Raw genomic sequence first — 12,738 nt, 5'->3', positions numbered from 1 at the left:
CAAAGCACGGACCACCACATAAGGTCCGGGGACATTGAGGCGCACGAACGTGGGTATGTCGAGCAGGACAAACCCCAAAGTGGCGGTATTGATGGGTGGCCCCTCGGCTGAACGCGAGGTGTCTCTCAGCAGCGGGCGCGAATGCGCAGCCGCCCTTAGGGGAGAAGGCTTTGAAGTGGTCGAGCTGGACGCAGGTCCCGACCTTTACGCACGCCTGTTGGATATCAAACCGGATGTAGTCTTCAACGCCCTGCATGGCCGCTGGGGCGAGGATGGCTGTGTGCAAGGCCTGCTGGAATGGATGCGCATTCCGTATACGCATTCTGGTGTGCTGGCCTCGGCACTGGCCATGGACAAGCAGCGCAGCAAGGAAGCGTTTCGCATCGCCGGACTGCCCGTCGCCGACAGCGTGATCGTTCCCAAAGCTGAGGTGATGGCCGATCATGTGATGGCGGCACCCTATGTGGTCAAACCCAATAACGAAGGCTCTAGCGTCGGTATCTATCTGGTGCATGAGGGTGCCAATGGCCCACCGAAACTGTCTGATGACATGCCAGAGCAGGTAATGGTCGAGCAATATGTTGCGGGTCGTGAGCTGACGGTGACCGTCATGGGCGACCGCGCTCTTACTGTGACCGAAATCATGACTGACGGCTGGTACGACTATGACGCCAAATACAAGCCCGGCGGGTCGTGGCACGTGCTGCCCGCCGAGATACCAACCGAGATATTTGACCGCTGCATGGATTACGCGCTGCGCGCCCACAGTCTGCTGGGGTGCAGGGGTGTCACCCGAACCGATTTCCGCTGGGATGACGCTCAGGGTGCCGACGGGCTGTTCTTGTTAGAGACCAACACCCAGCCCGGCATGACGCCCACGTCGCTGGCCCCTGAACAGGGTGAGTATTGTGGCATGACATTCGGCCAGTTCTGCGCCTGGATGGTGGAGGACGCCTCATGCGACCGCTGACCGCCACCCGTACACCTGTCATTCACCGCTCGAAATCACTGGCTGGGCCAGACGCGGATTTTGACTCTGGCGCACGGTCCGAGGCCGAACCCAAACTGCGCCTGCGTGGTGCGCGTCTGTTTGGCCGCAAGTCGAACCGCTTTGACCCGGCTCCTTCGCGGCTGAGCTATCGTGTGCAGCGCTGGATGCTGACCCCCGGGATTCGGCGCGGCCTGAAACTAGGGCTGCCGGTGTTGGCAATTTGCATAGCCGTAGGCGTGTATTTCGGCTCGGAACAGCGGCGCGAGGCTGTGGTGGCTTATGTGACGGACCTCAAGACCTCGATCCAGCAGCGGCCGGAATTCATGGTCAATCTGATGGCCATCGACGGCGCAGGCACCAACCTTTCCGAAGATATCCGCGAGATCGTTCCGTTGGATTTCCCGATCAGTTCCTGGGATCTGGATGTCGAGCAAATCCGCGACAAGATCACCGGATTGAATCCCGTCAAACTGGCCACAGTGCGCGTGCGTCCCGGCGGTATTCTGCAGATAGATGTAGTCGAGCGCCAGCCAGTCATCGTCTGGCGCACCCGGGCCGGGATCGCCTTGCTGGATGAAACCGGGGCCCATGTAGAGCGGATTGCTTCGCGCAAGGATCATTCCAACTTGCCACTGATCGCGGGCAAGGGGGCGGATGTGCATGTGGACGAGGCATTGCAGCTGCTGACCACTGCCCGAAGCCTGGGCACGCGGGTGCGCGGGCTGGTGCGGATCGGCGAACGGCGCTGGGATCTGGTTCTGGACCGCGGCCAGCGCATCATGTTGCCGACCGAACGCCCTGTGCGTGCATTGGAACGCGTACTGGCGGTGAATGAGGTTCAGGACCTCTTGGAGCGCGACGTGGCAGTAGTGGATATGCGCCTCGGCCAGCGTCCTACAATCAGAATGACCAAAGCTGCCAGCGAAGACTGGTGGAATACAAAAGTGACAGTGGGTAGCGAGCAGTAAGACCATGATGACCGATCTTTATCAGTCCCAACGCGCCATGCGGCAAATGCGCAGGCAGGCGATGCAACGCGGTGTTGTTGCCGTTCTGGATGTGGGCAGTTCCAAAATCGCCTGCCTTGTTCTGCGGTTCGACGGCACCGGACGTCTGAGCGAGGATAACAGTATCGGCTCATTGGCCGGTCAGACCGGGTTCCGGGTGATCGGCGCCGCGACCACGCGATCACGCGGGGTGCAGTTTGGCGAAGTGACAGCCATGCAGGAAACTGAAAGGGCGATCCGCACTGCCTTGCAGGCCGCGCAAAAGATGGCCGATATCCGGGTGGATCATGTCATCGCCAGCTTTTCGGGTGCAAACCCACGTTCTTACGGGTTGGATGCACAGGTTGATCTTGAAGGTCAGGTGGTCAGCGAGGCCGAGGTTGGGCGCGTTCTGAACGCCTGCGACGTCCCGGACTACGGTGTGGGGCGCGAAGTGCTGCACGCGCAGCCGGTTAACTTTGCGCTGGATAACCGCTCGGGTCTGATCGACCCGCGCGGGCAAATGGGTCAGAGTCTGGCTGTCGACATGCATATGCTGACCGTTGATGCGGTAGCAATCCAGAACATCGTGCGCTGCATCAAGCGTTGCGATCTGGAATTGGCAGGGATTGCGAACTCGGCCTATGTGTCGGGCGTTTCCGCCCTGGTCGAGGATGAGCAAGAACTGGGCGCGGCCTGTATCGATATGGGCGGTGGTACGACCAGCGTGTCGATCTTCATGAAGAAACACATGATCTATGCTGATTGTGTCCGCATGGGTGGCGATCACGTAACCGCCGATATCTCGATGGGGCTGGGTGTTCCAGCGGCTGTGGCAGAACGGATCAAGACCTTCAATGGCGGCGTTCATGCAACCGGAGCTGATGACCGAGATCTGATCGATATCGGTGGCGACACCGGCGATTGGGAACATGACCGCCGGACCGTCAGCCGGGCCGAGCTGATCGGCATTATGCGGCCACGTGTTGAGGAAATCCTGGAGGAGGTGCGGGTCCGTCTGGATGCCGCGGGCTTTGACCATATGCCGAGCCAGCAAATCGTTCTGACCGGTGGCGGCAGCCAGATCATGGGTCTGGACGGTTTGGCCACACGCATTCTGGGCCAGCGTGTCCGTCTTGGACGTCCGCTGCGGGTCCACGGGTTGCCGCAATCGGCGACCGGGCCGGGCTTTTCCTCGGCTGTCGGCCTCAGCCTGTTTGCCGCGCATCCACAGGATGAATGGTGGGATTTCGAAATTCCGGTCGATACCTATGCCGCGCGGCCGTTCAAACGGGCTGTGCGCTGGTTCCGTGACAATTGGTAAAACGGCAGGGGTCGTGGCGCTGGTCGCCCTAACCCCGCTGGCTGCTCTGTCTCAGACCCGTATCACGCCTGAGGCGTTTCTGGACGCCGTTCAAGGCAAAACGGTGATGTTCCACGACTATCCCAGTGGACAACTTGTCGGGACTGAAGAATTTCTAAGTCCTACGCTGTCTGTTTGGCGGATGCAGGGGCGTGGCTGTGTCTATGGTCAGATCACGACGCCGAATGGTCAGATTTGCTTTCTCTATGATGATGATCAAGACGGCCTGCCGACGTGCTGGTGGCCGTTCCTGCACGAGGATCGCCTGATGGTGCGGTTGGCCAGTTTTTCCCGCAGCGAAATCCAAGAGGTGCTCAGCATCACCGAAGAGGGATTGAATTGCCCAAGTACCCCAATTAGCTAAAGAAACGGGTTGCAGCCGAGGTCGTTATCCCCCAAGATATCCACAAGGCCCGTCAGAGGCCCGGCGGCAGACCCGAGCAGTTTTCCGCATCTTTAAAATTGATAATCCCCTAGGGTGGTGCGCATTTACGCTGCGGCGCGGCAATCGCCTGTTTTGTGGTGCTTTGAGTTCCTTCCGCAACATCTGGCAATCAATGCGAAATACCGCTGATACTTGCCTTATTTCCTCCATATTTTGTGGATTCACGCGATTTTTGGCGTGACGTTTGCGCTTTCGACCGGTAGGATTGTAAGCGGATAGGTAAGAAAAACACCGCTTTGGCGGGATATATAAACAGGCGGACAGAGCATGACATTAAATCTTTCGATGCCCGGGCACGACGAACTGAAGCCTCGGATTACGGTATTTGGCGTTGGGGGCGCAGGCGGTAACGCTGTCAACAACATGATTGAAAAACAGTTGGACGGTGTTGATTTTGTTGTCGCCAACACCGACGCGCAGGCGCTGCAACAAAGCCAGTCCTCGTCACGGGTGCAACTGGGCGTAAAGGTCACCGAGGGACTGGGCGCAGGCGCGCGCCCGACGGTCGGTGCTGCAGCTGCCGAAGAAAGCATTGAACAGATTGTCGACCACCTGGCGGGTGCACATATGTGCTTTATCACCGCTGGCATGGGCGGTGGCACCGGTACAGGCGCGGCACCAATCATCGCGCAAGCCGCGCGTGAACTGGGCGTGCTAACCGTTGGAGTCGTCACCAAACCTTTCCAGTTCGAAGGCGCCAAGCGGATGCGTCAGGCGGAAGACGGTGTTGAATCGCTGCAGCGTGTCGTCGATACGCTGATCATTATTCCGAACCAGAACCTGTTCCGTCTGGCCAATGAAAAGACCACGTTTACCGAAGCGTTCTCGATGGCCGATGATGTTCTTTATCAAGGCGTCAAAGGCGTGACCGATCTGATGGTGCGCCCCGGCCTGATCAACCTCGACTTTGCCGACGTGCGCGCCGTTATGGACGAGATGGGCAAGGCGATGATGGGCACCGGTGAGGCCACAGGCGAAGACCGCGCGGTTCAGGCCGCCGAAAAGGCGATCGCCAACCCTCTGTTGGACGAAATCAGCCTCAAAGGCGCCAAGGGTGTGTTGATCAACATTACCGGCTCGCACGATCTGACCCTGTTCGAACTGGACGAAGCCGCCAACCGTATCCGCGAAGAAGTGGATCCCGAGGCGAACATCATCGTTGGTTCGACCCTGGATACTGTGATGGAAGGCGGCATGCGCGTTTCGGTCGTAGCAACCGGAATCGACGCCACCGAAAAGACCGAGGAAGTGCCAGTTGCGCGCCGCTCAATGTCAGCACCTCTGACCCGCACGGTTACGGCCGAGGAAACGCTACAGGATGAGACCCCCTCTGTAGCAGCTGAGCCCATCGATCCGACCCCTCAGACCGAAGTGAACCGCGAGCCGTCTTTGTTCGAAGCACCTGAAGAGCAGGCACAGCCGCAGTTCCAGCGGCATGCGGAGCCAGACGATGGTCTGCCAATGCCGGCCTATCAGCCGCGGGTGGCCGAGTTTGAACCGACCCCCGAACCGGTTGAACCCGCCCCGGAAAGCTATGTTGCACCTCAGCCGCATGCCGGTGCGGGCACGCCGTCGCCCGAAGCAATGCAGCGTCTGCAGGCCGCGGTTCAGAACGTTCCGTCTGCCCAGCAGCGTCTGTCTGCGACCCGGCCTCCGGCACCTCAGGCAGCCCATGAGACGCATGACGATGCTCAGGATCGGCCCCGGTTTGGCTTTAACAGGCTGATCGATCGGATGACCGGTCATGCGCCCGATACGCCAGCTCAGCCGGTGCGTCAGCAGCCTGCGGTACGCCAGGGTGACGCCACGGCACCGGCGCATGATGAGGCTGATCCCGAACAGGATCGGATCGAAATTCCCGCCTTTCTGCGCCGTCAAGCCAACTGATCGCGGTAACAAATTAGTTTGAATGGGCCGCCCTTTGGCGGCCCATTTCTATTTAAAAACAAGAATCTAAGTGGGTGTGAGCAGGCTTTTGCCGATCTGTCACGCAGATGTTTCATTCAGTTGCAAAGAGTGAGTTGAGCCTAGAAGCCTGCTTCCTTAACTGAGTGCCAACACGGCCCGTAAAGGTCCGTCACCACTCACCGAGGTTCACCTTGCAACACACGCTCAAATCTTCGATCACGTTTACAGGCATCGGGCTGCACAGCGGCAAGCCTGCGACGATGGTCCTGAAACCGGCAGCCGCCGGTCACGGCATCTGGTTCAAGCGGACGGATATTGAGTTGGGCAATGCCCTCATCCCTGCAATCTACGACGTTGTCGAGCGGACCCCGCTGTGCACCCGTCTGATAAATGACGCAGGTGTGTCGGTTTCCACTGTCGAGCACATCATGGCAGCCCTTGCCGGTTGCGGCGTCCATAACGCTCTGATCGACATTGATGGTCCCGAAGTTCCGATCATGGACGGATCCTCGATCGAATTCGTTCGGGGCATCATGGCCAAGGGTGTACGCCGCCAGGCCAGCCCGGTTCTGGCTTTTGAGGTTCTCAAAGCCGTCACCGCAACTCGCGAGGGTGCCAGCGCGTCGATTGCGCCCGCGAATGGGCTGATTATCGATTTCCACATCGATTTCGAAGACAACGCAATCGGCAGCCAGGCCAAGACGCTGGACATGCGCAATGGTTCGTTCGCGCGTGAGCTCAGCGATTGCCGCACTTTCTGCCGCCGCACCGACGTCGAAGCGATGCGCGAAAACGGTCTGGCTTTGGGCGGAACACTGGACAACGCCGTTGTCGTTCAGGGTGACGACGTTCTGACCCCTGGTGGTTTTCGCCACGCGGATGAGGCTGTGCGTCACAAAATGCTGGACGCGCTGGGAGACCTTTATCTGGCAGGTGGACCGATTCTGGGTCGCTTTACCGGCGACAAGTCTGGCCATGCCATGACCAACACGCTGCTGCGTAAACTTTTTGAGACACCCGGCGCGGTACGTCCGATCCTGTGCACGCCCGAACAGGCTGCGCGCCTGCCCGGACAGGGGCTGATCTGGAACGAAATCCCCGAAGTTGCCTGATTAGATCAACTCTGCAGACAATTCCGACAACTGGCGTACTAAGGCGTTTTGCCCCGGAATTATATGTGCTAAACCAAAGCCCAAACCGGGGCTTACCCCGACAAGCAATACGACAAGGATGGGCGGAATGGTTGGCAGCAAAGCGGCAGTCAGGTTCGCAGGCGCGATTCTTCTGGCAGCAGTTTTGACGGCATGCGGCAATAAAGGCGCAGACCGCAATCAGAACCTGGAAGGGTTCACTCCAGAACAGATTTTCACGCGCGGTGAATACGAGCTGTCGCAGAATCGCTCGGAAGATGCCGCGTGGTACTTTGGCGAAGTTGAACGCCTGTACCCGTATTCTGACTGGGCAAAGCGCGCGCTGATCATGCAGGCGTTTTCTTATCATGCAGATGAGAATTACGAAGAAAGCCGGGCCTCGGCACAGCGCTATATCGACTTCTACCCAGCAGACGAAGATGCGGCATATGCCCAGTATCTCCTGGCACTCAGCTATTATGACCAGATTGATGAGGTCGGTCGCGATCAGGGCCTGACCTTCCAGGCGCTACAATCTCTGCGCACTGTGATCGAGGTTTATCCTGACAGCGAATACGCCACGTCGTCTGTGCTGAAGTTTGACCTGGCCTTTGATCATCTTGCTGGAAAAGAGATGGAGATTGGGCGCTATTACCTGCGTCAGGACCATTATACTGCGGCGATCAACAGATTCCGCGTGGTGGTTGAGGATTTCCAGACCACCTCTCACACAGCCGAAGCGCTTTATCGTCTGATCGAAGCGTATCTGTCGCTGGGTCTGGTGGATGAGGCCCAGTCAGCCGGCGCGATTCTGGGCTATAACTATCAATCCTCCGAATGGTACGATGCGGGCTACAAGCTGCTGACCTCACGTGGGCTGGACCTTAAGAGCCGCGGCAACAACTGGCTCAGCCAGATTTACCGCCAGACGGTAAAAGGTGAGTGGTTGTAATCGCCATGGCTAAAGGCGTGGGACGCTAAGACCCGATGCTGCGCGCCCTTGATATCCGCGACATGCTGATCATCGACCGGTTGGAACTGACATTCCAGCCGGGCCTGAACGCATTGACCGGCGAAACCGGCGCAGGAAAATCGATCCTGTTGGATTCGTTAGGGTTCGTTCTGGGCTGGCGGGGCCGGGCGGAACTGGTTCGTCAGGGGGCCGCACAGGGCGAAGTTGTGGCCGAGTTTGAACTGCCCGAAGGCCACCCGGCTCATGCGATTCTGGAGGAAGCAGGCTTGCCCGGCGGCCAAGAGCTGATCCTACGCCGAATCAACACCGCTGAGGGGCGCAAGACCGCCTGGATCAATGACCGGCGCTGTTCCGGCGAGGTGCTGCGGGCTTTGTCCGAGACCCTGATCGAACTACACGGGCAGCATGATGACCGGGGCCTGCTGAACCCTCGCGGCCATCGCGCGATGTTGGATGCTTATACTGGGGCAGGGCCTTACATATCAGATGTGCGCCTGGCCTGGTCTGGGATGTCCCGCGCGCGCAAAGCTCTGGCGCAGACCGAATCTGCCCTGGCCGCGATGCGCGCGGAAGAGGAATTCCTGCGTCATTCAGTTGCTGAGCTGGACAAGTTGGACCCGCAACCGGGCGAGGACGCTGATCTGGATGCCCGCCGCCGAATGATGCAAGGGGCCGAGCGTATCCGGGATGATGTCGCCCGCGCCTTTGATTTGCTTAGCGGGGACGGGGCCGAGGGTAAAATGGTGGATGCCATGCGTTGGCTGGAAGGTGTGTCTGATACGGCTGGCGGTCAGTTAGAGGACCCCATCGCCGCACTGGCGCGTGCTCTGGTCGAGCTGGGCGAGGCGCAAGATGGCGTCAACGCCTGCCTTCAGGTGCTGGATTTCAACCCGGCGGAACTGGAAGACGCCGAAGAGCGGCTGTTCGCCATCCGCGCACTGGCCCGCAAGCATGACGTGGCTCCGGACGATCTGGGTACTTTTGCCGAAACGCTGCGAGACCGTCTGAACAGGCTTGAGGCCGGAGATGCTGATCTGGCCGATCAGCGCGCCGCAGTTGCCGAGGCACAGGTGTTGTATGACACGGCCGCGGCTGCGCTCAGCTCCGCGCGCCAAAAGGCCGCCGGACGTTTGGATGTAGCCGTGATGGCAGAGCTTGCGCCGCTGAAAATGGAGCGCGCGGTGTTTCAAACCGAAATCACCCCGGCTGATCCCGGCCCCGAGGGGGGTGATGCGGTTGCCTTTACGGTGGCAACGAACCCGGGCGCGCCGTCCGGGCCGTTGAACAAGATCGCCTCGGGCGGGGAACTCAGCCGCTTTTTGCTGGCGCTCAAGGTCTGTCTGACCGGCGAAGACAGCGCCCGCACCATGATCTTTGACGAGATTGACCGCGGCGTCGGCGGCGCGACTGCTGATGCGGTGGGGCGCCGTCTGGCTTCGCTTGCACAGGGCGGCCAAGTGTTGGTCGTGACGCATTCACCACAGGTCGCAGCCCGTGCGGCGCATCACTGGCGGGTTCAGAAACATGTGACCGGTGGGCAGACCCTGTCCACCGTGATTCCGCTGGCCGATCCTGACCGCGTGGACGAGATTGCCCGCATGGTCGCCGGAGACACCATCACTGACGAGGCCCGCGCCGCAGCACGTGCCTTGCTCGATGCCTGAGACCGATCTGACGCAATCCGGGTGCCAATCCGTCGCTAACCCACTTTTATATGAGCGCCCCGTGGCTTACTAAGGGTTATTGCATCATCCCCGAGGGCCAATGACCCAATCGACCCGCACCGTTCTGCGCAACCAGTTCAATCAGGCTCTGGCCGCGATGAAGGACGCGTGGCGGGTGATGCGACGGCGTGGTCCCAGCCAGATCCAGTTCTGGTTCATCGCGCTGGCCATCGGAATTGCTGCAGGGTTCATGGCACTGGGGTTCCGCAAGGCAATCCGCGCCTTGCAGGCTTATGTCTATGACACCGAAGATATTCTGCTGCTGCACAGCCATGTCGAGATGCTGCCGTGGTTCATGATCCTGATTATCCCCATCTTCGGTGGCCTGATTGTCGGGATTATCCTGCACAAATTCACCGATGATGGCCGGGTGCGATCGGTCGCTGACGTGATCGAAGGGGCGGCGGTGACCGATGGCCGGGTTGAGGGCAAGGCAGGCATAGCTTCATTCTGTGCCTCGCTGGTGACGCTCAGCACCGGAGGATCCACAGGGCGCGAAGGTCCCGTGGTGCATATGGCCGGTGTCATCTCAACCTGGGTCAGCAACCGCATTCATGCGGATGGCATCACCGGGCGCGACCTGCTGGGCTGCGCCGTGGCGGCTGCGGTCTCGGCCAGCTTCAATTCACCCATCGCAGGGGCTTTGTTCGCACTTGAGGTGGTGTTGCGCCACTTTGCAGTTCACGCCTTTGCCCCCATTGTTATCGCCTCGGTCGCAGGGACGGTGATCAACCGGCTGGAATATGGCGACGTGACCGAGTTCACGCTGGACACGCCCGGCTCGCTGCAATTCTACGTCGAGCTGCCCGCATTCCTGATCCTGGGGTTGATCTGTGGCTTTGTGGCGTTGTTGCTGATGCGCTCAATCTTTTTTGCCGAGGATATCGGCAGCCATATTCAAAGCCGCCTGTCCCTGCCGGGATGGCTGCGCCCTGCGGTTTCGGGGGCGATGCTGGGTCTGATCGCCATCTGGTTTCCGCATATCATCGGTGTCGGGTACGAGACCACGATCCGCGCTCTGACCGGGGATCTGGTGCTGACCTCGGCGATCCTGTTTGCAGTTGTCAAAACCGTTGCTGTTGCCATCACGATGGGCGGCCGCATGGGTGGGGGGGTGTTCTCGCCCTCGTTAATGATTGGTGCGCTGACCGGGTTGGCCTTTGGATTGATTGCGACCGGATTACTGCCGGATGTTTCAGGAACGCACACGCTTTATGCCTTTGCGGGTATGGGCGCGGTAGCTGCGGCTGTGCTGGGGGCGCCGATTTCGACCACGATGATCGTGTTTGAGCTGACCGGAGATTGGCAAATCGGTCTGGCGGTTATGGTATCGGTCTCGATGTCGACTGCGTTGGCCTCGCGTCTTGTAGATCGGTCGTTCTTTCTGACCCAGTTGGAACGCCGCAATGTGCATCTGGCGGCCGGACCGCAGGCGTATCTGCTGGCGATGCTGCGGGCAGGCGCAGTGATGCGGCCCCTCGGTGATGCCCGTTCAATTACGTCGGATGAGGCGCAGAAACTGATAGAACAAGGGCTGTGCGTGCAGGCTAGCGCTACGCTTGAGGCCGCGATGCCCTATTTTGATCGCGATGACATCCCTTGTATTCCGGTTGTGGTGGTCGATGAGGACGGGTGCGAAAATCCGGTCGGCGCGTTGTATCACATCGACGCGCTCAAGGCTTATAACCGCGCATTGGCGGCCACAGCGGCCGAGGAGCATTCCTAGCCGCGATACACACTCGCCGCGTCGCCAAGGTAGTTATCCCAGGCAAACCAGTAAGAGATATGTCCTGCCACCCGCGGCAAACGGGTGCCATCCGGGCCGATCAAAGCCTCTTCGGTCAGGGTCCATTTCCGGCCTGTTTCGTCCACCAGCCCGCCATCGGCTGCGGTGAACCGATGAGACTGACGTTCATAGGCACGCACGGCGCGCTTGTCTGGGTTGCCGATCAGAACCAGTTGTCGATTGCCGATTGCATCGTTGATCACGCGGGTTTGGTTGAACGCGTCCAACGGCCACGCACGGGCAGCGCCGAACTGGCGGACGGCAAAGACATAATCCTTTTGCTGGTGTCGGGACTGATCCACCAGCACCGGGAACATCAGTTCGGGCGAGGCGAAATATTCCTGATACACCACACCCGAGCCATAGTTCCGCCGATGCCCGGTCTTCAGCGACAGCACACGGGTGTCCGTGTGCGAAGTCTTCCAGCTGGCCCAGGTGGTGATCACCAACGGGCGTTGCTTCAGCTCAATCCCGCTGTTGACCAGCGACCCGACAACCGGTTTGCCGGTATACTGGTTCCACAGCGAATGCGTGTCGCGGTCGAACATCAACTTGTTCGACCGGTACAGGAACCCCGAAGACCCAAAGACCAGCGGCTTGCGCCGCCCGGCCACCTGCGTTTCGAACAGAATGCCCGACCCGCACAGCGTGCAATAGGCCAGCGCCACCGGGACGCCCCCAATCACATCGTTGAACATTTCATGCCAGCCCATGATCCGCAGGGGATAAGCGCGCTTATCGCCGTTGATTGAGACGCCGAAAACCAGATCATCGTCCTTAAGGTAATCCGCACGCGAGGCTGGGATCAGTTTAGGATTGTCCAGCGACGGGATACCGTCCTTGACCACACCGCCCCAGCTTATCTCTTCCAGACGGATCTTCATCTTGTCACGCTGTAGGTATTCAGGGCGCAGGAAGTCGTCGAAATTCGTGTCTATTCCAAGCAAAACTTCTCTTTTGAAAGGGATCAGGGAAGGGTGTGGAACCAATTGCGCGTTCTTCTCCTGCCACAGCATCCAGTCGAACCAGTCTGTGCCCAGGTTTTCGTAGGTCAGGGTTTGCATCACCTCCGCGATCTCATCGCGGCGTCGCTGACCATAACGCATTCCGGTGATCAAAGAAGGCACCACATCCGGATTGCCGCGCTGAATCAGAAAGACCATGCCCTGCTCGAATTCAGAGGTGCTGCCGTAAAGCGTGGACCTGACGGCCTCAAGTACGGGGTCCTGTTGCGCCCATGCCGCGCCGGGCAGTACGGCTGCGGCCCCTATCAAACCGGCAAGACTACGGCGCGTGATCGACATGGCATCCTCCGACAGTGTTCCATGCCCAGTGTGCACTGACTAGGGCTCACTTGCATCCAACAGAGGCGTGAGCAGGGTGTGAGCGGTGAGGGTTGCACGCAGGAGAGGTTGGGGTGCTGGATGTGATG

10 protein-coding genes are annotated in these 12,738 nt (G+C 59.6%); 9 read left to right on the top strand and 1 reads right to left on the bottom strand.

Annotated elements, in window-relative coordinates; all coding sequences use genetic code 11:
- The first annotated feature begins 55 nt into the window (after positions 1 to 55).
- From RUM8411_RS03180 to RUM8411_RS03140, 9 genes are all read left to right on the top strand, one after another.
- Entirely contained in the window at positions 56 to 970 is a 915-nt protein-coding gene (locus RUM8411_RS03180; protein WP_085821203.1) for a D-alanine--D-alanine ligase, read from the top strand.
- Positions 958 to 1,959 carry a cell division protein FtsQ/DivIB gene (locus tag RUM8411_RS03175; RefSeq protein ID WP_085821202.1) on the top strand — a complete coding sequence of 334 codons (1,002 nt, stop codon included), beginning with the start codon at positions 958 to 960 and terminating at the stop codon, positions 1,957 to 1,959. The genes RUM8411_RS03180 and RUM8411_RS03175 overlap by 13 nt, the downstream gene beginning before the upstream one ends.
- 7 nt (positions 1,960 to 1,966) lie before the next feature.
- Positions 1,967 to 3,301, top strand: a complete 1,335-nt coding sequence (ftsA, locus tag RUM8411_RS03170; protein WP_085821574.1) for a cell division protein FtsA — start codon at positions 1,967 to 1,969, stop codon at positions 3,299 to 3,301.
- Positions 3,288 to 3,704, top strand: coding sequence for a hypothetical protein (locus RUM8411_RS03165; protein ID WP_085821201.1), 417 nt, complete (start codon positions 3,288 to 3,290; stop codon positions 3,702 to 3,704). Before ftsA ends, RUM8411_RS03165 begins: the two co-directional genes overlap by 14 nt.
- A gap of 348 nt (positions 3,705 to 4,052) precedes the next feature.
- Complete coding sequence (gene ftsZ, locus RUM8411_RS03160) at positions 4,053 to 5,672, top strand: cell division protein FtsZ (RefSeq protein ID WP_085821200.1); 1,620 nt, start codon at positions 4,053 to 4,055, stop codon at positions 5,670 to 5,672.
- Between the two features lie 212 nt (positions 5,673 to 5,884).
- Complete coding sequence (gene lpxC / locus RUM8411_RS03155) at positions 5,885 to 6,805, top strand: UDP-3-O-acyl-N-acetylglucosamine deacetylase (RefSeq protein WP_085821199.1); 921 nt, start codon at positions 5,885 to 5,887, stop codon at positions 6,803 to 6,805.
- A 127-nt stretch (positions 6,806 to 6,932) separates the two neighbouring features.
- Positions 6,933 to 7,775: an outer membrane protein assembly factor BamD gene (locus RUM8411_RS03150; RefSeq protein WP_085821198.1), complete on the top strand. Its 843-nt coding sequence runs from the start codon at positions 6,933 to 6,935 to the stop codon at positions 7,773 to 7,775.
- A 35-nt stretch (positions 7,776 to 7,810) separates the two neighbouring features.
- Positions 7,811 to 9,460 (top strand): DNA repair protein RecN, encoded by a 1,650-nt coding sequence (gene recN / locus RUM8411_RS03145; protein ID WP_085821197.1) that lies wholly within the window; start codon positions 7,811 to 7,813, stop codon positions 9,458 to 9,460.
- Between the two features lie 100 nt (positions 9,461 to 9,560).
- The gene (locus RUM8411_RS03140) at positions 9,561 to 11,246 is read left to right on the top strand and encodes a chloride channel protein (protein WP_085821196.1); all 1,686 of its coding nucleotides are present in this window, start codon (positions 9,561 to 9,563) and stop codon (positions 11,244 to 11,246) included.
- Here RUM8411_RS03140 and RUM8411_RS03135 read toward each other — a convergent pair.
- Complete coding sequence (locus RUM8411_RS03135) at positions 11,243 to 12,610, bottom strand: DUF3179 domain-containing protein (protein WP_085821195.1); 1,368 nt, start codon at positions 12,608 to 12,610, stop codon at positions 11,243 to 11,245. The two genes, RUM8411_RS03140 and RUM8411_RS03135, sit on opposite strands and share 4 nt — an antisense overlap.
- Positions 12,611 to 12,738: the final 128 nt, after the last annotated feature.

It is taken from the genome of Ruegeria meonggei (assembly GCF_900172215.1).
Lineage (GTDB): Bacteria > Pseudomonadota > Alphaproteobacteria > Rhodobacterales > Rhodobacteraceae > Ruegeria > Ruegeria meonggei.
Note: the sequence above shows the minus strand (reverse complement) of the source record. Positions and strands in the feature narration are given on the sequence as shown.